Raw genomic sequence first — 20,428 nt, 5'->3', positions numbered from 1 at the left:
ATTTAAGGAGAGTGGTGATGCTTTTTCTCGTTGTAATATAAAAGAAAAGAAAAATGTTGGTTGTCAGTCCAAGTTATAGAGCAATAGCAGCCGAAACTGTACCCCTGAAAGCTTTTCATTCAAAGAATAGTATAATGCTTCCAACATCTATCTCTCGACCAAATTAGTGCTGTTCTTTAAATCTGCAAAAGAACGCGCCCCGATACCAAACATGGTAACTTTAAGCTGTAATTCAATGCCTGCAAGTCTTTGCGATAAAACATCCGGTGAGTTAACAGCTTCTCCAAGGATAGTACGTCCATATCCAGCAAGGCCGGCACCGAGTACAAAGGCTTTTGCTGCCTCCATTCCATTTTCCAGCCCGCCGCTTGCAATCAAGAAACCATTAGCGCTATGTTCCTTAGCGCTTAACAAGCATTGCACTGTTGGGATTCCCCAAGATTCTAAGGCTTCCGCAGCTGCAATTGTATTCGGATTATTTGAACGATGTTTTTCCACCTCGCTCCAACTTGTCCCACCTGCCCCAGCCACATCGACAAAACTTACACCTGCATCGAACAAGGTTTTTGCTAATCTACCATGGATCCCCCAGCCTACTTCTTTTACTCCGACCGGGAAAGGGAAAGTTTTGCACAATGACTCAATCTTCTTGGTCAGTCCAGCAAAGTTGGTGTCTCCTTCAGGCTGTATAACCTCCTGAAGACTGTTCAAATGAAGGACTAATGCATCTGCTTCAGCCATTTCCACGATTCGCTTACATTCTTCAATTCCATATCCATAATTTAGCTGAACGGCGCCTAGGTTGGCGATGATTGGTATGCTAGGTGCGTATTTCCGTACTGAAAAGGTATATTCTAATTCGGGGTTTTCTATAGCAGCACGGCCGGAGCCTAGCGCCAACGCCCATCCTCTTGACTCTGCTGCCATTGCCAAATTACCGTTAATTTCAAACGTTCTCTCTGAACCACCTGTCATGGAGCTGAGTAAAAATGGAGTTTTTATCTGCTTGCCAAAAAGGTTTGTGGAAATATCAATATCAGAAAAATTTATATCTGGCAATGCTTCGTGAATAAAAGCGAAGCGCTCGAAACCTGATGTTATCCCTTTTCCACTGACATTCTTTTTCAGTGTTATCTCCAGATGATCGTTCTTTCGCTTTTTGATCCCTTCCTGTTCAGCCATTCTCATGTCCTTTCTTTTATATGGTAAAAGCTTTCTTATTAGATTTTCTCTTATCAACCATTATACAGGCTTTTTTCTCTTTTTAACCATTCCCGACAGAATTCCCCCTTCCTTTAAAGAGACGTTCGTATCGTTGAGAGTGACGTAACCTTTTTTCGTGAGTCTATGAAAGGTAGAGGAATCACCCATAGGAAAGCCAAGAAGCGTGGAGAAAAAGACGAGAATAGAGGAATTACCAACCTCAAAATTGCTGTTGTAGTTGCACTTAAAGACTTGGATGGAGCGTTTTCAAGGAGTTGCTACAAAATATCTTGATAACTACCTCTATTGGTTTCATGGCTTGAACTTAGCAAAAACTTTGCATTTGAGAATCGAGTTGAGCAAATGCTTATTACAGCGTGTCAAAAATCGAATCACATGACTGTTGAAATGTTAAGGAGTGCATAAAAAAGACCTCAAAGTGAGGTCTCAGCTTGTGGAGAAAGGCACCTTTATTTCTTCCACAAGCTTTTTTATTTTAATTCCATTTAGCTTTTTTGGATAGGTTACACTTAGTTGGACAGATATTTTAAGGTCAAGTAGACTATTACTAATACATTAGGGGAGAACCTACCATGACCAAAAAAGATCGTCGAACATTTACCGCAGAATTTAAAGAACAAATGGTCCAACTTTATTCGAACGGCAAACCGAGGAAGGATATCATTCGTGAATATGATCTCACCCCTTCTGCTCTTGATAAGTGGGTGAAGCAGAGTCAAACTTCGGGATCCTTTAAAGAAAAAGATAACTTGTCACCAGAGGCACAAGAATTAATTAGGCTACGAAAAGAAAACAAACAACTGCTCATGGAGAATGACATTTTAAAGCAAGCAGCGCTGATACTAGGACGAAAGTAAATGTGATTAAGAACAACCAGCACAAATACTCGATATCAGCATTGTGTAAAGTCCTACAGATTCCAAGAAGCACGTTTTATTACGAGGCAAAAGAGAGGAAATCAGAAGACGATGTTACATCTGCAATCGTGGAGATCTTTCAAAACAGCCGTCAAAACTATGGGACACGCAAGATTAAGGTCGAGCTAAAGAAGCTTGGGCATCAGGTATCCAGACGTCGGATTGGACGGATCATGAAGGATCAGGGGTTGGTTTCATCGTACACAGTAGCCCAATTCAAGCCTCATTCTTCAAAGTGCAACGAGTCTAATCAAAAGAACGAATTAAACCGTGAATTTGATCAAGAAGAAGAGTTAGCGGTTGTCGTAAGCGATTTAACGTATGTAAGAGTCAATCAAAAATGGCATTATATATGTCTCTTTGTCGACCTTTTTAATCGAGAAATGATAGGATTTAGCACAGGTCCAAATAAAGATGCAGCCTTGGTTTATCGTGCCTTCGCGTCCATTCAAAAGGATTTGCGCAAGATTGAATATTTCCATACAGACCGGGGAAGTGAGTTTAAAAACAAGCTGATGGACGAAGCTCTGGAGACATTTGACATTAAGCGATCATTAAGCATGAAGGGCTGTCCGTATGATAACGCAGTAGCTGAGGCAACCTTCAAGATTATTAAAACAGAGTTTGTTAAAGGTAAGCATTTTGCTAGTTTAGAAGATTTAACAAGAGAATTACAAGATTATGTTCACTGGTTTAATCACATTCGAATCCACGGAACATTAGGCTACATAAGCCCAATTGAGTACAAGCAAAAACACCTTAAAAAAATTGTCTAGATTAGTGTTGACATACCANGAAGGTCGATCTATTCGGCAATTATCAAAAGATCTCAAACTATCAAGGCAAACCATTCGCAAGGCATTACAACAGAATGAAATTCCAACCTATCAACGCTCAAAGCCAGCTGCTAATCCGGTCATCGATCCCGTTAAATCAACCATTATCCAATGGTTAATGGATGACGAAACAGCCCCAGTAAAACAGCGTCATACAGCTGCTCAAATCTTCAGACGCTTGGAGAAAGAATACGGTTTTAAAGGTGGAGAATCCACTGTCCGCCGTTTCGTACGCCAATACAAGCAGCTCAAGGAAGCCCCTAATTCCTCTATTCCGTTGGAATTTGATCCTGGTGAATTCGCCCAATTTGATTGGGGAGAAGTCATCATCATTCTGAATGGTATTGAAAGAAAAGTAATGCTTTTCTGTATGAGGCTTCTGTATAGCCGAAAGATATTTGTAAAAGTGTTTCCGCATCAGCGCCAGGAGGCTTTATTTCAGGGGCACGCAGATGCCTTTGATTATTTCGGTGGTGTGCCGAAAACGATTGTCTATGACAATATGAAAACAGCGGTAAAGAAAGTGTTAGAAGGCACCAAGCGCGAAGAACAAGAAGCCTTCATTCAGTTTCGATCACACTACCTCTTTGATGCTCAATTTTGTGCGCCGGCAAAAGGAAATGAAAAGGGACAAGTGGAGAAACTGGTTCAAACAGCCCGAGCTCAATNCATCGATAGGCTACATTTGTTTGCACTTCCCGTTCTAATCGGCGTTCCGAACGGATGCCATAAAAATAACCAATAAACATCATTTTAAATAGAACTAGTGGATCCGAAGGACGCCCGGTACTCTCGGAATAATAAGGACGCAATTTCTCCCCGATAAAAGAAAAGTCTATGTACTGGTCCACCTTTCTTAAAAAGTGATCCTGGGGAACCAAATCCTCAATTAAAACAAATTCTGCTTCTCCTTGTAATTCCCTTTTCGGTTTGAACATCGCATCCACCATCCTAAGTGTCATATTAATAATATTATATCAAATTAACGCGGTGAATGATTAAAGAAATCGGATAAAAATTAGGCTGTCGAGAGTTTCTCGACAGCCTGAGACCTCAAAGTGAGGTCTTTTTTCCTGTTACGCAACTTTGAGTAACACTTTGCTTAATCTTTTTTGGCACTTAATATTGTAGGCATCTCTGCTAAGTTTACTGGTTTTAAACTTTCCGATAGTTTGACGGACATCTTTGTTGTAAATGATTAGTTTCCTATACTGTTCATCATTAAGATAGTCTTGAAACCATTGGTGTCTTTTAAGTTGTTGTATGTTTCTTCCAATATCTTCTTCGTCAACCCTTAGAAAAGGTATATAAACGGCGAGGTTTAACAAATCCAGTATAATTTCCAAAGTTATTCACTACTTTCATTGAGTTTCTTAATATAAAAATACGTTTGAAACGACAACACGTTTCATATTACTAATGCAATTTCATTCATATACATTATAACAGAAAATTTAATTTTATTAGATTTGCAAATAACAACAATCTTTGAGAGAACAGCCTTAAATAAAGAGATAATAACGGTGAAATTAGAAAATAAATTTTATAAAGAGGTGGAATTATATGCCTAAAATCGACAATATGTTAGCTGTAAACGCTAAAATAAAAGTTGACCACTAAAGTACAATTCGCTAATCAAAAAGTTGACCACCCTTAACACCAAATCCCTTATCATAGAGTTTGTCGAGAACTTCATGATTTGGGAGGAAAAAAGGATGTTAAAGATGGCTAATATAGAGCTTATCAGAAAATTGCACTTTAAAGAAGGTCGATCTATTCGGCAATTATCAAAAGATCTCAAACTATCAAGGCAAACCATTCGCAAGGCATTACAACAGAATGAAATTCCAACCTATCAACGCTCAAAGCCAGCTGCCAATCCGGTCATCGATCCCGTTAAATCAACCATTATCCAATGGTTAATGGATGACGAAACAGCCCCAGTAAAACAGCGTCATACAGCTGCTCAAATCTTCAGACGCTTGGAGAAAGAATACGGTTTTAAAGGTGGAGAATCCACTGTCCGCCGTTTCGTACGCCAATACAAGCAGCTCAAGGAAGCCCCTAATTCCTCTATTCCGTTGGAATTTGATCCTGGTGAATTCGCCCAATTTGATTGGGGAGAAGTCATCATCATTCTGAATGGTATTGAAAGAAAAGTAATGCTTTTCTGTATGAGGCTTCTGTATAGCCGAAAGATATTTGTAAAAGTGTTTCCGCATCAGCGCCAGGAGGCTTTATTTCAGGGGCACGCAGATGCCTTTGATTATTTCGGTGGTGTGCCGAAAACGATTGTCTATGACAATATGAAAACAGCGGTAAAGAAAGTGTTAGAAGGCACCAAGCGCGAAGAACAAGAAGCCTTCATTCAGTTTCGATCACACTACCTCTTTGATGCTCAATTTTGTGCGCCGGCAAAAGGAAATGAAAAGGGACAAGTGGAGAAACTGGTTCAAACAGCCCGAGCTCAATTTTTAGTTCCTGTTCCACGGGTAAGTGAGATTCAGGAACTAAATCAATACTTAATGGAACAATGCGATGCCTATGAGGACACCTTTGTACCAAAAACGAAAGAAAGAGTCGGGGATCGATTCCTGCAGGAGAAAGAATATCTTTTGCCAATTATCGGTACACATCCCTGCGCAAGAAAGGTAAAAGCTGGTGTTAACAGCTTGTCCCTTGTGAATTTTGAAACAAATAGCTATTCTGTACCAACAAGATATGCCGGAAGAAAAGAAGCACTCATATATGCATATGTAGATTATGTAGAGGTATGGCTGGACGGAAGTTGTGTTGCCAAACATGAACGGTCATATGAAAGACTCCAAGAAGTATTTGAAGTGGATCATTANTTAGCAATTCTATGTCATAAATATGTTCCTTATTTACTTTTACCGTACAATAAAACTATTAAAGTTATTGAGCCATTAAGTCTAAAGAAAAGACTTATTGAAGTTTTGTCGGGATTAAAAAAAAATCCATCAAGAATAATAACTTCCCCTGAGTGTTAACTGTCAGGGAAGTTTTATTATAATGGATATTTAATTGCTGAATTAAACTCAGGAAGATATTTCAAAAAGATTTAGCACCTTTAAAAGTAATTACAGTAGGAACTAATAAAGAAATGATTACTACTATGGGAGGGCTGAGCATAAAACCAGATATTTCCCTTGATGAATGTACTCTTGAGAGTAAAGATCTTTTAATCTTACCTGGAGGGACTACTTGGAGTGAAGAAATTCATCAACCTATCTTGGAAAGAATTGGCCAAGCTTTAAAGCTTGGCACTATTGTTGCTGCAATTTGTGGTGTAAATGAGGGCCTCGCGAATATGGGATACTTAGATACGAGAAAGCATACAAGTAATAATTTAGAATACACTAAAATGGTATGTCCTAACTATAAAGGAGAAAAATTCTATGAGGTGGGATCTGCAGTATCTGATGCGAATTTAGTTACTGCATCAGGAATAGCTCCTCTGGAATTTGCGGTAGAAGTATTGAAAAAATTAGATGTATTTGCACCAGATACATTACATTCCTGGTATAACCTAAATAAGACTTATAAACCTGAACACTTCTTTCAGTTAATGAATTCAATAAATAGATGAAGTAGCTGAAAAATTCGCGCTTTTTAATTTAGAAATTCTTTATCTTTGTAAATCTACATTTTCCTGACGCTACCCCTGAATTGCATTGTCCAGAGTGCAATAGCCATCACTACAGAGACGTAAAAACAAGTAATAACTTACTAAAACTAGCCATGTAAAATGGTATTTTCCGTGGAGGTAGTTCGCAGAAGGGTTCATTACATCAAAAAGGTCAAAAGATAAAAAACAAAAAGGACTAACAGCCAGAATCAAACTGGCTTTTAGTCCTTTTTGGTGTATTTTCCGAATTATTCTGTTATCCCTACCCCGTTCAAGCCTGCTTCTGTAGCTTTAACTTCAGCGCTATCTGCTCCATAAAGATCAACAGCAGAAGTTATAAGCGCTTCGCGGGCATGACTGAAATCAGAATCTGGCGTGAGATAAACAGTTAATGCACGATAATAAATCTTGCCAAGCTTCTCTTTTCCAATTTCGCTTCCTGTTAAGTAGGCTGCATGATTGATTATAGAAGAATTAATATGGACCCCACCGTTATCAAGGAATATCGGAAGGTCATAAAACTCATCCATATGCTTTGGATACATCCCCCGGCCATCGCCATAATGAACATATGCAGCACCTACAGGATATTTGTCAGGGTTGCTAAGGCTTCTTAGTGAAGATCTTCCCGACTCAATAGCCGCAGGCGCCATCGCGTCTTCTCCTACCTCCCAATCATCCTTATCCACCAAGGCACCGAAGATGTCCGAGAATGCTTCATTCAAGGCGCCTGATTCGAATCGGTATTTCAAACCAGCAGAATGCGTTGTCACTCCATGTGTCATTTCATGTGCTGCAACATCAAGGCTCGCTGAGAGTGGGATGAAGAATTCATTATCTCCGTCACCATACGTCATTTGGTATCCATTCCAGAAGGCATTGTTATACTTATCGCCGTAGTGAACCGTTGAAACGATAGCCATCCCTTTACCATCAATTGAGTTTCTTCCATGCTGCTCTTTATAGTAATGATAAACTTCCTCTGAATTATAATGGGCATCAACACCCGCTCGCTCGTAAGCGCTTTTCCACGAGGCACTATTTCCTGTGAATAGCTCCCCAGGAAGTTGGGTAGATGGAGAACGCCATTGGTTTTTGAAATCATAGGTGGAAATGCTCTCAAGGTTTTCATGGGTCTTGTCATGAAGATAGAATTTGCTGCCTTCATGGGTTCCCGGAGTGTTCTGTTGGGAAATATGAATTGTTCTTTTCTTCCCTTTTACACCGATCCCCGAACCAGTTACAGGCTGCATTTCGTCAGCATGCATTAGACTGTTATACTGATCGATAATATTGCCTGTTTTCGCATCGACAAAAACAAACCAGTTACCAGGAGTCTCTCCGAGAAAGTTGAGATTTACTTTATACGTTAGGTAATAGTCCCCATCGTAAGGAAGAACAACCAATTCCATCTTTGGCTCGTAATCCAATTCTTTTGGGGCTGAAATTGCTTTTTTCGCTGCCTCAAGTGCTGATGAAGCAGAGACCTTGGCATTAACAGAGAACTCCTTATCAGCTAGCTCATTATGATAATAACCATTTACTGTTTCAACTGTGCCGTCTTTATCGTAATGGACTATCATTTCCGCTCCTTCTACAGGAACTCCACTCTTTGTCTGTTGAAGCCTAACATGAGTCATGCCTAGTTCATCTGTCTCCTTTTTCTTCACGCTCAGGTTTTCTGCTGCTTCTTTCAATTTCAATTCCTTTTCATGTTGTGCAATGAAATTTGCCGCATCAACCTTTCCTTTAGCGCCACTCTTCTCCATCTTTATGAAAATGGAGTGGGACTGCTGAATCGGTTCATTGTTAACATGCTGATTCTTACTGTCATGCACATTTACTGCACCTACGCTTTCTGCACCAGCAAGGCTAGTCAAAAATGAGGCAGACAATACCATTGGAATAATAAACTTCGTCTTCATCCTATCCCTCCTTCACCTGAGGATTCCGGCTTGGTAGAAGAGTATCTATGAGAATATGGAACCCTTAACCTTATATTAACAGGAAAAAATGGGAAAGATAAGCTAATTTTAATAATATTTAGAAAAATAAGACTTTTTACTCTCATTCTATTTTATTTACTTTTTCACATACACACCAATGTGCTTTGGCAAGACAGATACCTTAAGAGGCAATTCGTCTCCAAGTTCGCCATCCATATTGGCATAAAGCGGTTTATCAGCAGTTAACCTAGCCTCTCGCGTTTTCAAATAGACGACATCCGGATCTTCCTTTAACTGTCCCCTTAGTAAAGAAGTAACGATTCTAATTAATTTAGGCATTGGTACATTTTTAATCATATAGCAATGACAAAACCCATCATCTGGCATTGCCTGTGGGGAGAGCTTTTCGAAGCCGCCGCCAGAATTGGATAGAGTCGCAAGAAACAATATAGCTTCTCCCTCCCACTTCTCATTATCTCCTTCAACGAGTAAGTGAAACGTCTCCTTTTCGACTAGGGACTTTAACCCCTCGATAAAATAAGCAAAGGAACCTAATGCAGTCTTTTTCTCCACCGAAACCTCTGCAGTCATTTCGGCAAGGGGCCCAACAGCTAAGGTATTGGCGAAATAGCGGGTCCCTATTTTCCCAATATCCACTTGTTCAATAGAAGCTATTTCTAGTAAACCGATTGCCTCCTCTGGATTAAGCGGGATATGCAACGCCCTTGCAAAATCATTTACAGTGCCCATCGGTATAATGCCTAGTGTTGGACGATGCTTTTTAAGAGCTATTCCATTGATAATTTCATTCAGCGTTCCGTCTCCACCCATGGAAACGATAATGTTGTACTTTTGATCACACGCTGTTTTGGCAAAGCGCTCTGCATCACCTTCCTCTTTTGTATAAGTAATCATCGTTTCATTCTGCATTTCTTCTAACACGGTTTGTACTTTTTCTGCATATCCAATTGCTTTTTCTTTTCCTGAAGATGGATTAACTATTATTAATGCTCTTTTCATTTCTTTTTTTCACTCCCGTTTATCCTGTATTGTGACCTTCTATATTTATAGTCCATTCCCGTACCTAAATCATTGTTCATCAATTCTTCCATTTCTTCTAAATCACTTCTTGTAACAAATGGGTCCTCTTTCGACCAGTTGACAATATAAACGAAATAAAACGAGCCTATTTGGCGGAAAATCACATTAGAATGAGGAAAAGTATCAAACTCAGCTTTAATGTTATAACGCCTGGTGTATGCCCACCTTATAAGATTCATTTTATTCACCTTCGCAAGGTAATAATCTCCATTAAATAAATCAGAAACTATTTATATACCAGCTTGTTTACCCGATTAACGTAAATGATAATCTCTAGCATAAAAATCCGGTTAGCGGAACAATATATCTAGCAAAAGGAGTATTGGGAGACCATTGGTATATCGCCATACCGGTAGGCAGTCCCACCTTTCGGTCACCTATAAAAATAAAATTAAAATTAAACCTTTCCTCTCCCCTTTTTTTGGACTTCTTCCTTCATATACCTATGGACAATGGCAACCATAAAATTTGAAAATGATAAAATTGCAGCCATTTTTTGATGGATATAATATGGGTGATATACCCGATTTCTAAAAAAACAGGAAAATATCTTTCTTCCCACCTGCTTGGTGATTGATGTATAATTTAGAGGTAAATGGAAAGGAGTGTCCAAATGTATCTAGATTTCTTCTTTGGTTTCACTTTTTTGGCTGGCATCTATTTCATTCTTGATTACCGCATTAATATCTCCAAAGCTCTGCACGCCTGCAAACATGCAACATTTCCTCTCAACCAAAATGAATTCTCAGCTGTCCTTATTCCAGATGCTAAAGGATGGTCAGAAATGATTCCTTTATCAGCGCAGACTTCCTCCTACAAAAAAGTGAAATGGGGAACGGTAGTTGCCATCACTATTTTGGTAATTCTACTCGTTTTCACTAATTATTTAGATCGTGCTTTTTTATCAATGGCCTATTTGTTCTTTCTCATGATTGAATCCACCAGGCATCCTGGGAACCTGTACATAGCAGATAAAGGAATTGTCCTTCATTGCCGTTATATCCCTGCAACTTCCATTAAGCATTACCGAACAGAAAAAATCGTAAAATGGCATTCTCTGTATGGAATTGATACCCAGGTCAATAATGCTTACAAGCTTACATTCAAGATGAACAAATCATGGCAGCAAAGTCATTACGTTGTAATCAAGAACTTCGAAGAGTTAGAAAAGATTACCCGATTGTTAGGTTTACAGGGAATCCCAAGAGTTCAGAAAAGTGAGCATCCATATCCATCCAGTGCAAATGGATAAATAAAAAGAGGATTCCTATGCGGGAATCCTCTATTTCTTCCCTAAATCAACATTGAAACCATATACAAATTCATGACTTGCCTCACCCTTGAAAAAGTCCGTATTCGTGATATAGTCTTTCCATTCAAAACCTAGGCCCTTTATCAAATGAATGGATCTTGTATTTCTCCTGTCAATATAAGCTTCCAGACTTTTGACGCCATATTGTTGAATCAAAGTGTTAATCATGGTGCTAACTGCTTTTTTTGCAATACCCCTCCCCCAATATGCCGGGGAAAAAAGGTACGCAATGGAAGCCTTTTGACTTTCTTTATAGATTGTAGCTTGAGTGGTACCTACGTATTCCTCAGAATCACGATAAAAAACCGCATTTAAGCGAAAGAAAAGCCGAAAGACGTTCGAATGGTCGGGTCTTTCGGCTTTTTTATTCACGGTGTAATTTCAATAAGGTTAAGATTGTTTTCTCTGATTTTACTTCATTTAAAATTTCGCTCATAATCCTCCCTTGTTTCATAAACAAAATTCTATCTCCTGTTTCCGCTGCGACATCCATCATATGTGTAGAAAAAACGATGGTTATCCCTTCCTTTTTTAGTTTCTCTATTACCTCAACGAATTTGCTCACCCAGTATGGATCAAGCCCGTTAGTTGGCTCATCTAGGAGAAGGACAGGGGGTTTAGCTAAAATAGCCTGGCCAAACAATAGTCTTTGCCTCATTCCTTTTGAAAGCATCTTGACAGGAATAGAAGCCTTTTCTTTAAGACCAATCATCTCGAGAACTTCTTCAACATTCTCGCTCCCCTGTTTTCTTAAGGATGCGTAAAAGGAGAGAAATTCTTTGGCAGTAATGGCCTCTTGGGCATGAAAGTCATCAGGCATATAACCTAAACAATCTAAATATTTTTTCCGATTACCTTTAACAGTAATTCCTTCAATCATCACGCTTCCCGTTGAAGGAGCAAGAACTCCCGCAATTATGCTTAAAAGCGTACTCTTCCCCGCTCCATTCCCGCCGCATAGAACAGTGCAACTACCTGATTCAGCTTCAAAATTACAAGGGTGTAATGCCGCTTTTTCTTTATATTTTTTTGACACTTGATCTATGGTAAGCCTCACTGGCATTTCCTCCTATTCAGCCTTATGGAGGATAGCAGTAGTGCAGCTGTAAGGAATCCTCCGCAATAAACCGCAATTACTCCCCATGATGAAGGTGCCTCCATCATATTCACAAGCGCATCGTAAGATTGCCCAAAAACAGCACCTGCACCTAGCTTAATGACAAGAATGATGCGAAGGAATTCAGCTGGGTTTACGAACAACGCTGCTTTCATTAGCGGAGAGACCCATGTATATGGCGCATGTCCAAGTACACCGATTAATACTGTTGGCCAGATCATTACAAGAAAGAACCAAATTGTCACAGAAATAGTGAGCGCTTGCCACCTTGAACGAACAAAGCTACCCACCGTCACACCCGTTAAAAGGAAAAAGAAAATCAAACCGATACAAAATAGATAGATTGCCCACATCCATTCTAGGCTGAATCCTTTCCCGAAGAACAAACCAATTGCAAGGCTAATTCCGAATCCCATTGTAAAGGCTGCTGCTTGAGCAACTAACTGTCCCCCAAGCTTCCCTGAAATATAGAGAAGGGAAGATAACGGGTAAGTACTAATCAATCTAAATTGTCCATTTTCCAATTCATTAGCAACGGTAAAAGAGCCATTAATTAGCATGAAAAGCGGAATGATATAAAGTGCAACATTGGCAATTGTCGCGGTTATGCTCGTGTAGCCTTCAATAGAAGGTGTGCTGCTCTGGAGCAGGAACAAGAGCGACAATACTGTTACCCATAATAATAATAGCGAATAAAATGATCGTTGGCGCAATGTCATCCGAAGTTCATATTGCCAAATAGTCCACATCTCGCTCCCTCCTTTCTATGTTACCCCATGGTGAAAGGGCCGCCAATTCACAGCGGCCCTGCTAATTAATGCATGTCTTCTTTCTTGTGCTCTTCCTTCATATCATGTTCACTTATCTTCTCATGAGAAGCGTCTTCCATTTTATTTCCTTCTGAATGGGAATGATGCTTCATTTTATTTTTCATCATCATGTCACGGTTTCGCTCCCAGCTATGATCCTCAAGCTTCTCTGCGGAAAGGATTGTGCTTCCATCATTTTTATCTGCGAATTTTTTCGCCCTTGCTTCATCTTTGAAAGACACAACATTATAGGCCATTGGAGTCTTAACAGATTTATTGTAAACATAAAATGCTTTATCCGCTTTTATCCATTCTTTGTCATGGTAATCACGGACAAACTCTGCAGCAAACTTTTTGTCCTTGTTTTTGTCCAGGTAACCATACATGCAGCCAATATCATCAAACACCATAGATTTCCCATCTTCAAGTACAATTTGAGTGGCATGCGGGCCATCTACAACCGCCATATTGCATACTTCACATTTATCGCTATCTTCCTTAATTGCTGCAGGTTTGACCTCATCTTTTCCGCAAGCAGCTATGATCAGCATTGCAATACCAACCATCATTATACTGAGAAACTTTTTGTTCATTCTCTCTTCCTCCCAAAAATAAATATAATAGAACTTACGGTAACCATGGCAAACGCCATAAACACCATATCCACTTGTCCACTTTCCTTATTGATTTCTTGAACATCACGATTGATTAAAGGCGCTACGTCAGTCAAGAGCTTTTCAGGTGGGCTTTTTAGCATTGTTTGAAGGAAGATGAGCCCTGGCGACTGGAAAAACAACCGGTACCCGGGTATATTTTCAGTCAAGCTTAGGAAGTAAGGATCCGATTTATGAGGGATATCACTTCTTCCATCATTATTTGAATCAACCATTGCAGCACTATCCCAGTAATTCCCTCTAACTTCATTATCCTCACTATCGATTGCTTGGGCATCGTGGACGTTTTCTGAAAAATCATTTGTTTCAGCTGCATTCTTTTTCGCTTGTTTGAACTGGAATCCAATAAAATTTCGGGCAACCTTATTATTTTTAATAATATTCTCCTCTGACTCTTCCACAAAGATTCCCAGCCTGTTAGATTCCAACGTATTACCCTCAACAAATGAGTTGAAAGCTCTGTAAAGAAGCAAGCCTTGTGCATTCACATTGCTGTCATTAAATGAAAAAACATTGTCCCTAATCTGTGTTCCAAAAGCCTCCATCACCATGCCGCCAGTAATATTATGTTTGGAAGTGTTTTTTTCTATCAAATTATCATTGGAATACATAATATGTATCCCGTATCGTGATCCATCAATTCTATTGCTGATAATGCTGTTGTCATCGCTTCTTTCAAGGTACAATCCATCGGCAACATTTTTGATCATAACATTCTTCACTACGTTATGAGATGATTGCCAGAAATCGATTCCATTTCCGTTTTTGTTTCCAATGACACTGCTGTTTTCTATTGCTATCCCACTGGCATCCTCCAAGCGTATTCCGAAATGATTGGTTTTCACCAGAATATCTTCCAAAACATGGTTGGAACCGCTTATATATATCCCTGCACCCTCGCTTTCATCCCCGCAATACTCTATTGTTACTCCTCTAAGTTGTACCGCTTGTCCGCTGATCGCTACAATGGGCGTTTGCTCGCAAGACCGTAGAACGACATTACCGTTCCCTGATAAAGTGACAGATTTCGCAATCTTAATAGCTCCTTCGTACACCCCTGCTTCTATTTCTATTTTTTCCCCATTTGCTGCTCCATCGACCTTTGACTGTAGTGTTGTTTCGGCTTTCATAGAAAGTGGTGATAGAAAAAGTAAAACGAGGATTGTAAAAATGTATTTAAAAACTAATTTCAGCATAGCATCCTCGCTCCTTCTTCGTTACAAACCAAGTCTAACCAAAAAATGTGATAAATGTTTGAAAACACAAAAATAAATATACTGTAATGTGACTTTTATTGTTGAGCGCCGTCGATACACCTAGTTTTTAAAAACCATAAAAAAAAGACGCCAGATAGCGCCACTAATATGTTAAAGCCGTAATAAAATGCTTTACAGTTTCCTTTCTTTTCCGGATACCGTACAGGTATAACTTATTTCTTTGTTTGACCCACAAGGTCGAAGTGATATTCTCTATTAGCCCTACAATGCGCACTCTTCTATTTCAAACCCTAAATCTTTAATCATTTCCCAATCAGAATTTTGATCCTGACCCGCTGTTGTTAAATAATCACCGATAAAAATGGAGTTTGCTGCGTATAAGCCCAATGGCTGCAAGGATCTTAAGTTGACTTCTCTTCCTCCAGCAATCCTAATTTCCTTAGAGGGATTGACAAAACGCATCATAGCAAGCAATTTTAGGCATTTTCTTGGAGTAAGTTCCTTCCGTCCTTCTAGAGGTGTCCCGTCTATACTGTTCAAGAAGTTGCAGGGAATAGAGTCTGCATCAAGTTCCCTTAATGCCATCGCTATTTCAACAGCTTCTTCCTCACTCTCACCCATGCCAAATATAGCACCTGAACAAGGCGACATTCCAGCTCCTTTTACCTCTTCCAATGTTTCTACCCGGTCTTCATATGTATGCGTGGAAGCGATGTTCTCATAATTATCTTTACTTGTATTCAAGTTATGATTATAGCGATGTACCCCTGCATCTGCTAGCTTTGCAGCATGTTCCTCATTTAGAAAGCCAAGGCAACAGCATATTTTCAAATCTGTCGTTTCCCGAATTTCCTTCACAGCTTCAACCACATGGTCAATTTCTTTCGTTGTAGGCCTCCGCCCCGATGCGACAATGCAGTATGTACCTGCTTTCCTTCTGATCGACTCCTTCGCGCCTTCCACTATTTTTTCCTTAGTCAGCCAAGCATACTTATCAATAGGTGCTTCGGAAACAATCGATTGAGAACAATAACCGCAGTCTTCTGGGCAAAGCCCGGACTTTGTATTAATGATCATATTCAATTTTACTTTATTACCGAAATAATGGCTTCTTATCTTATACGAAGCCTGCAGTAATGAAAGCAAATCACTGTCCTCGGTCCGTAAAATAGCTACCGCTTCCTCTTTTGTAACACTATAACCATTCGTTACTGCTACAGCTAAATCGCTCCAATCTTTTTGAACAACAGTACTCATTGAAATCTCCTCCTTCACTGAGTTAACTTTTATTTTTATCAGTTAACATATATTCCATATTAACATAAAAAGGATTCGAAATGTTCAAAAAAGATAAGTCTAAACACCTCTCCTATTTCCCCATAGTAAAGTATGGAGCTGGGGCAATACTTTAACATCATTTAACGAAGGATCACTCATCACTTTTTCTATCAAAATTATATATTGCTCTAACAACACTTTTGCAAGCTCATTTTCATCTTCCAATATAGTTTGAGAATTTCCGACCTGCAGAAAAAAAGGGACACCCGGGTATCTTTTATGAATAGCCTTTGCATACTCGTAATCATTCGAATCGAAAACTACGACTTTAAGGCTATAAGAGGAATGCTCTTTCAACCTATAAATTATTTCATCAAGAATTTTAAAATTAGTTAACATACCAGAGCTAGGCGGTTTTGGGGAAATCGTTAACGCGTCTATTTCATGGAACCAATCTTGCCACTTGCTTCCTTGAGTTTCCAAGCTTGCTGCCACTCCCTTTTCCTTTAGGAGGTCTACAAGACTGCCGAGATGCTGCAACAATGCCGGGTTTCCGCCAGAAATAGTGACATACGAGAAGCTATTGCCACCTTGACTCTTCAACTCATTCCAAATCTCTTCAGCACTCATCATCTTTATCTGTTCGCTGCTTGAACCGTCCCATGTAAAACGAGAATCACACCACGAACACGAATAATCGCATCCAGCAGTCCGGACGAACATCGTTTTCTGACCAATCACCATGCCTTCTCCTTGGATTGTAGGCCCAAATATTTCTATAACCGGGATTTTACTCATTGTACATCCAATCCCTTCTTGCCTCGGCATAGCTTGTCGGGGTTTCGTAAAGCCGGACAAATTCGAGTCTGGCTCCTGATTGCTTTCTTCTAATAACCTCTGCTGAGAGACATGATTCCATCTTTTCAAAAATCCAGACAACCATGTTTTCGGCCGTCGTGTTCATTAGAGGTAACGTTTCATTTAAATAACGATGATCGAGAAATACCTCAATTTCGGACTTCCAAATTTCCTTTATCTCACCAAAATCAATTAGAATACCTCTTTCATCAACATAGCCGCTAATGCCGAAAATGACTTTATAAGTATGTCCATGCAGGTTTTTACACTTTCCTTCGTAATGGTGCAAATGATGAGCAGCATCAAAAGTAAACTCCTTGCTGACCAGAACTCGTTTCTGGTGATATTTTAACTCTTCTTTCTTGATGTCCTCGCCGAATTTCTGCAGACGCTCAACTATTTGGAAGTCATACATGCCGCTTTCCTCCTTTGAAACTCAAATACTCTTTCAAGCCATTTTGTCTAAGCCTGCAAGCTGGACATTGACCGCATCCATCTGAAATAATTCCGTTATAGCATGTTAATGTTTTTTCTCTCACGAAGGAAAGCCACCCGAGGTCATCTGCAAGCTGCCATGTTTCCGCTTTATCTAGCCACATAAGTGGTGTATGTATAACAAATTGATCATCCATTGATAAATTCAAAGCCACATTCAGAGATTTCACAAAAACATCCCTGCAGTCCGGATATCCGCTGAAATCTGTTTCACAAACTCCCGTTACGATGTGTCGCGCACGCACTTGACGGGCAAGGATGCCTGCGAAACTTAAGAAAACAAGATTCCTTCCAGGTACGAAAGTAGACGGAAGCTCACCATTTGTACCGTCTTCAACCATTATATCGGTCCGCGTCAGCGCATTTGGTGCAAGCTGGTTCAAAAGAGACATATCAAGGACATGATGAACAATTCCAAATGTTTCTGCAATCTCCTTTGCACATTCGATTTCCAATCGATGACGTTGATTATAATCAAACGTTACTGCTTCTACTTCCCCGAACTTCTCAAGCGCCCAGAACAGACACGTCGTACTATCCTGTCCTCCGCTAAATACGACCACTGCTTTTTCCTTTTTCAACATCTTCATTTCTCCTTTAATAATGAAAAAACAGCACCACTAAGAACAGCGGTACTGTTTTTTCTTAGTTTTTTAGAGAGGGTAGCTAGAACCTCTATATAGCACTCATAACAAATAGCATTATAGCACAAACCGATGAAAGGTACTTAGGAAAATATAAAGGAAGCACCTTGACAAATTTATGAAAGCAGTTTAATCCATGCTGCCTTATCGGAATTTGCTATAATTGGATTAGCTAAAAAGAAAGGCAGTGACATAGTGAAAATACTAAAACCCCCACTTCCCCTAATCATGATCATTCTCTTGATCATACTATCAGCATGTAATGATGGTAATGTGAAGAACGAGGCAAAACAAGAAAAAAATAAAGTGGAACTGACGGTGTCTGCTGCAGCAAGCCTACAGGATTCACTAAATGAAATTGCGGACAAATACGAACGAAAACATCCAGACGTAAAGATTACCTTTAACTATGGTGCTTCTGGAGGTCTACAACAGCAAATATCTCAAGGAGCGCCAGTTGATTTGTTTTTCTCCGCGGCTAAAGATAAGTTTGAAAAGTTGAAACAGGATGGAATGATATCCAAAGAAATTGATTTACTTCATAACAATCTAGTATTAGTTGTACCTATTGATGATAAACAATCTGCTATTAGTTTTGAAGAACTGCCTGCAGTTAAAAGAGTTGCCATCGGATTCCCTGAAAGTGTACCGGCAGGACAGTATGCAAAAGAAACGTTGGAAACAATGAAGATTTGGAAGCAGCTTAATGACCATGATAAATTAGTTCAAGGGAAAGACGTTCGCCAAGTACTTACGTATGTAGAAACAAACAGCGTGGATGCGGGAGTTGTTTATAAGACAGATGCTCTTGTATCCAATAAAGTAAAGATTGCTGCAGTGGCTGAAGAAAGAACTCATAGTCCAATCGTTTATCCTGTTGGTATCATTAAATCCAGCAAACACCAAAAAGAAGCAAATAGCTTTTACGAATTTTTGCAATCGGAAAACTCCATGAAAATATTTGGGAAATACGGCTTTGTAAGAAGCAAATAGAGAATAAGCCCCGGGACATGTTCCGGGGCTTTTATATTCTCACTAGTTTTCAAGGAAACTTCGCTCCATATCATCGAGCAGCGTATCGATCAATTCTTCCTGATAACCTGCGTATTGATACTTCTCTAAAGCCTCTTTCACCTGAAATAATCCTTCCAAATCAATTGCATTAAGACCTGCAATTCTCTCCAGAGGAATTTCTTTATTGGAGCGGCAACGTAGGTAATCTTCAATGGAATAACGCCATAGCCTGACTCTATCGGGCGCCCGCTTCTTCAGTTTCTGCGCAATGAGGAGTCCTTCAGGATCATGATCTCCTGAATAATGTATGACATTATTTTCTTTCGATACTATATCGATAAGCCATAGTGCCGCAAGCTTCAACTGCCCATTCGTACAAATAAGCGGTGGCGGAAAAGGCATCGACCAATGATCCAAAAGGGAAGAAAATACTCCCGAGTTCTCCACAATAAAAATATTTCGACCCACTACTGGTTTGCAACGATATAGTTTTGCAATTTCACGCAAGGGGAAATTCAACGCACAATCACTTTCAGCAGCTGCCTCCCAAACAGGATGCGGTCCTTTTTCTGTATATCCTATAAGACCTGATACAGTAACATAGTTCAACATGTCATCTCGAAAAATCCGAAAGGAATGAAGGACAACATTCGCTTCTTCCGCATTCAAATTGGTCCTAATATTTTGGATAGTCCCTTGCTCTTTTTGGATAAACTGGAGACGGTGCAACAAAGCCTTGCCTTGTTCTGTATCCAAATCAAAAGCATGTGGATCTTTCGTTAAGCGCTGCGCAAAAACAGGAAGTCTTACGTAATGATGTCCTTTTGGCAAAGCAGAAACTGCTTTTCCTACTGTAAGGATAATATTCTTTAGCTGTTGAGGATCTCTATCATACAGATTATGGAAAACTCTCGCACCTTGCCCTTTTTGCGCAATAAACTTAATCCATTGCTGCGAAGCAGCGTCCTGTTCACTTAATTCCAAAAAGAACTTAGCTTTCTTTTCTGCTTCTTTCTCTTTCATCACTCTGTTAGGTACCAATGCTTTCCCTTCGAATACATTCAGGATGGTCTCTACTGGTATGAGTGAATATCGTGTTTTACTCAAGGCTTTTTCAACGGAAACAAATGAAATAGTCGCACTAGTTTTGTTGGAAAAATCTTTACCGAAAAAACCCGCAAGTGATTCCCTTTCCTCATCATCCAAATGGTCTAGCTTGACGCTTCCTCCAATTCTCCCTAGCTGTTTATAGCGTTTCGTCAACTTGGAGAACAATCGGTTCAATCCTTTTTCTGATTTAATATAAGCAACGAGCGATAATACTTCCATTGACAACG

At 39.6% G+C, this 20,428-nt stretch carries 19 protein-coding genes, 3 pseudogenes and 1 riboswitch; of the genes and pseudogenes, 7 read left to right on the top strand and 15 right to left on the bottom strand.

Annotated elements, in window-relative coordinates:
• Positions 1–147: 147 nt before the first annotated feature.
• Complete coding sequence (gene fni / locus BQ5796_RS07600; protein WP_071459684.1) at positions 148–1,182, bottom strand: type 2 isopentenyl-diphosphate Delta-isomerase; 1,035 nt, start codon at positions 1,180–1,182, stop codon at positions 148–150.
• A gap of 129 nt (positions 1,183–1,311) precedes the next feature.
• On the opposite strand from fni, the pseudogene BQ5796_RS17810 reads away from it, so the two are divergent.
• The 3 genes and pseudogenes from BQ5796_RS17810 to istA (BQ5796_RS07585) all read left to right on the top strand — a co-directional run.
• Positions 1,312–1,629: pseudogene (locus tag BQ5796_RS17810) on the top strand (IS1595 family transposase); the annotation flags it as partial.
• A 167-nt stretch (positions 1,630–1,796) separates the two neighbouring features.
• Positions 1,797–2,917, top strand: a protein-coding gene (locus tag BQ5796_RS07590) for an IS3 family transposase (RefSeq protein WP_141769930.1) whose coding sequence is annotated in 2 segments (ribosomal slippage) — positions 1,797–2,046 and positions 2,046–2,917 — 1,122 coding nt in all. Because the reading frame shifts where the segments join, the coding sequence is not laid out codon by codon here.
• 4 nt (positions 2,918–2,921) lie between these two features.
• A complete protein-coding gene (gene istA, locus BQ5796_RS07585; protein ID WP_234969319.1) occupies positions 2,922–3,722 on the top strand; it encodes an IS21 family transposase in 801 nt (266 codons plus the stop codon).
• On the opposite strand, the pseudogene BQ5796_RS17950 reads toward istA (BQ5796_RS07585), so the two are convergent.
• Positions 3,649–3,915: pseudogene (locus tag BQ5796_RS17950) on the bottom strand (transposase); the annotation flags it as partial. The gene istA (BQ5796_RS07585) and the pseudogene BQ5796_RS17950 sit on opposite strands and share 74 nt — an antisense overlap.
• A gap of 756 nt (positions 3,916–4,671) precedes the next feature.
• Between BQ5796_RS17950 and istA (BQ5796_RS07575) the strand changes: the two are divergent.
• Both istA (BQ5796_RS07575) and BQ5796_RS07570 read left to right on the top strand, forming a co-directional pair.
• On the top strand, positions 4,672–5,988 hold the full coding sequence (gene istA / locus BQ5796_RS07575) for an IS21 family transposase (RefSeq protein ID WP_428839293.1): 1,317 nt from the start codon (positions 4,672–4,674) through the stop codon (positions 5,986–5,988).
• Positions 5,989–6,587, top strand: a pseudogene (locus BQ5796_RS07570) (type 1 glutamine amidotransferase family protein).
• A 287-nt stretch (positions 6,588–6,874) separates the two neighbouring features.
• Here BQ5796_RS07570 and BQ5796_RS07565 read toward each other — a convergent pair.
• The 3 genes from BQ5796_RS07565 to BQ5796_RS07555 all read right to left on the bottom strand — a co-directional run bounded on the left by BQ5796_RS07565 (position 6,875) and on the right by BQ5796_RS07555 (position 9,852).
• Complete coding sequence (locus BQ5796_RS07565) at positions 6,875–8,551, bottom strand: M4 family metallopeptidase (protein WP_071459681.1); 1,677 nt, start codon at positions 8,549–8,551, stop codon at positions 6,875–6,877.
• A gap of 156 nt (positions 8,552–8,707) precedes the next feature.
• Entirely contained in the window at positions 8,708–9,592 is an 885-nt protein-coding gene (locus BQ5796_RS07560; protein WP_071459680.1) for a diacylglycerol/lipid kinase family protein, read from the bottom strand.
• Positions 9,589–9,852 (bottom strand): hypothetical protein, encoded by a 264-nt coding sequence (locus BQ5796_RS07555; RefSeq protein ID WP_071459679.1) that lies wholly within the window; start codon positions 9,850–9,852, stop codon positions 9,589–9,591. The genes BQ5796_RS07560 and BQ5796_RS07555 overlap by 4 nt, the downstream gene beginning before the upstream one ends.
• 434 nt (positions 9,853–10,286) lie before the next feature.
• Here BQ5796_RS07555 and BQ5796_RS07545 point away from each other — a divergent pair, with 434 nt between their 5' ends.
• Entirely contained in the window at positions 10,287–10,925 is a 639-nt protein-coding gene (locus tag BQ5796_RS07545) for a hypothetical protein (RefSeq protein ID WP_071459677.1), read from the top strand.
• 30 nt (positions 10,926–10,955) lie between these two features.
• Here BQ5796_RS07545 and BQ5796_RS07540 read toward each other — a convergent pair whose 3' ends face one another.
• The 9 genes from BQ5796_RS07540 to queC all read right to left on the bottom strand — a co-directional run bounded on the left by BQ5796_RS07540 (position 10,956) and on the right by queC (position 18,014).
• On the bottom strand, positions 10,956–11,357 hold the full coding sequence (locus BQ5796_RS07540) for a GNAT family N-acetyltransferase (protein ID WP_071459676.1): 402 nt from the start codon (positions 11,355–11,357) through the stop codon (positions 10,956–10,958).
• Entirely contained in the window at positions 11,350–12,042 is a 693-nt protein-coding gene (locus BQ5796_RS07535) for an ABC transporter ATP-binding protein (RefSeq protein ID WP_428839292.1), read from the bottom strand. The genes BQ5796_RS07540 and BQ5796_RS07535 overlap by 8 nt, the downstream gene beginning before the upstream one ends.
• Complete coding sequence (locus BQ5796_RS07530) at positions 12,039–12,851, bottom strand: ABC transporter permease (protein WP_071459674.1); 813 nt, start codon at positions 12,849–12,851, stop codon at positions 12,039–12,041. Before BQ5796_RS07530 ends, BQ5796_RS07535 begins: the two co-directional genes overlap by 4 nt.
• 65 nt (positions 12,852–12,916) lie before the next feature.
• Positions 12,917–13,504: a nitrous oxide reductase accessory protein NosL gene (locus BQ5796_RS07525; RefSeq protein WP_071459673.1), complete on the bottom strand. Its 588-nt coding sequence runs from the start codon at positions 13,502–13,504 to the stop codon at positions 12,917–12,919.
• A complete protein-coding gene (locus tag BQ5796_RS07520) occupies positions 13,501–14,781 on the bottom strand; it encodes a right-handed parallel beta-helix repeat-containing protein (protein ID WP_071459672.1) in 1,281 nt (426 codons plus the stop codon). The genes BQ5796_RS07525 and BQ5796_RS07520 overlap by 4 nt, the downstream gene beginning before the upstream one ends.
• A 282-nt stretch (positions 14,782–15,063) precedes the next feature.
• Positions 15,064–16,059, bottom strand: coding sequence for a biotin synthase BioB (gene bioB, locus BQ5796_RS07515; RefSeq protein ID WP_071459671.1), 996 nt, complete (start codon positions 16,057–16,059; stop codon positions 15,064–15,066).
• 99 nt (positions 16,060–16,158) lie between these two features.
• Complete coding sequence (gene queE, locus BQ5796_RS07510) at positions 16,159–16,878, bottom strand: 7-carboxy-7-deazaguanine synthase QueE (protein ID WP_071459670.1); 720 nt, start codon at positions 16,876–16,878, stop codon at positions 16,159–16,161.
• Positions 16,871–17,353, bottom strand: a complete 483-nt coding sequence (gene queD / locus BQ5796_RS07505; protein WP_071459669.1) for a 6-carboxytetrahydropterin synthase QueD — start codon at positions 17,351–17,353, stop codon at positions 16,871–16,873. Before queD ends, queE begins: the two co-directional genes overlap by 8 nt.
• Positions 17,346–18,014, bottom strand: coding sequence for a 7-cyano-7-deazaguanine synthase QueC (gene queC, locus BQ5796_RS07500; RefSeq protein WP_071461198.1), 669 nt, complete (start codon positions 18,012–18,014; stop codon positions 17,346–17,348). Before queC ends, queD begins: the two co-directional genes overlap by 8 nt.
• 58 nt (positions 18,015–18,072) lie before the next feature.
• A riboswitch (PreQ1 riboswitch) is annotated at positions 18,073–18,115 on the bottom strand.
• Positions 18,116–18,305: 190 nt separating this feature from the next.
• Between queC and modA the strand changes: the two genes are divergently transcribed.
• Entirely contained in the window at positions 18,306–19,070 is a 765-nt protein-coding gene (gene modA, locus BQ5796_RS07495; RefSeq protein ID WP_071461197.1) for a molybdate ABC transporter substrate-binding protein, read from the top strand.
• 42 nt (positions 19,071–19,112) lie between these two features.
• Here the strand turns inward: modA and BQ5796_RS07490 are convergent, their stop codons facing one another.
• Positions 19,113–20,420: a TIGR02679 family protein gene (locus tag BQ5796_RS07490; RefSeq protein ID WP_071459668.1), complete on the bottom strand. Its 1,308-nt coding sequence runs from the start codon at positions 20,418–20,420 to the stop codon at positions 19,113–19,115.
• Between the last annotated feature and the right edge of the window lie 8 nt (positions 20,421–20,428).

It is taken from the genome of Bacillus massilinigeriensis (assembly GCF_900111815.1).
GTDB lineage: Bacteria > Bacillota > Bacilli > Bacillales > Cytobacillaceae > Mesobacillus_C > Mesobacillus_C mediterraneensis.
This window is presented reverse-complemented; position numbering and strand designations above follow the sequence as displayed.

Bases quoted from the DNA above. Each gene is read 5' to 3' on its own strand.
- queE (WP_071459670.1), bottom strand. From the start codon at position 16,878: ATGAGTAAAATCCCGGTTATAGAAATATTTGGGCCTACAATCCAAGGA.
- BQ5796_RS07555 (WP_071459679.1), bottom strand. From the start codon at position 9,852: ATGAATCTTATAAGGTGGGCATACACCAGGCGTTATAACATTAAAGCT.
- BQ5796_RS07520 (WP_071459672.1), bottom strand. From the start codon at position 14,781: ATGCTGAAATTAGTTTTTAAATACATTTTTACAATCCTCGTTTTACTT.
- fni (WP_071459684.1), bottom strand. From the start codon at position 1,182: ATGGCTGAACAGGAAGGGATCAAAAAGCGAAAGAACGATCATCTGGAG.
- queD (WP_071459669.1), bottom strand. From the start codon at position 17,353: ATGTATGACTTCCAAATAGTTGAGCGTCTGCAGAAATTCGGCGAGGAC.
- BQ5796_RS07525 (WP_071459673.1), bottom strand. From the start codon at position 13,504: ATGAACAAAAAGTTTCTCAGTATAATGATGGTTGGTATTGCAATGCTG.
- BQ5796_RS07490 (WP_071459668.1), bottom strand. From the start codon at position 20,420: ATGGAAGTATTATCGCTCGTTGCTTATATTAAATCAGAAAAAGGATTG.
- bioB (WP_071459671.1), bottom strand. From the start codon at position 16,059: ATGAGTACTGTTGTTCAAAAAGATTGGAGCGATTTAGCTGTAGCAGTA.
- BQ5796_RS07565 (WP_071459681.1), bottom strand. From the start codon at position 8,551: ATGAAGACGAAGTTTATTATTCCAATGGTATTGTCTGCCTCATTTTTG.
- modA (WP_071461197.1), top strand. From the start codon at position 18,306: ATGATCATTCTCTTGATCATACTATCAGCATGTAATGATGGTAATGTG.
- BQ5796_RS07545 (WP_071459677.1), top strand. From the start codon at position 10,287: ATGTATCTAGATTTCTTCTTTGGTTTCACTTTTTTGGCTGGCATCTAT.
- BQ5796_RS07530 (WP_071459674.1), bottom strand. From the start codon at position 12,851: ATGTGGACTATTTGGCAATATGAACTTCGGATGACATTGCGCCAACGA.
- BQ5796_RS07560 (WP_071459680.1), bottom strand. From the start codon at position 9,592: ATGAAAAGAGCATTAATAATAGTTAATCCATCTTCAGGAAAAGAAAAA.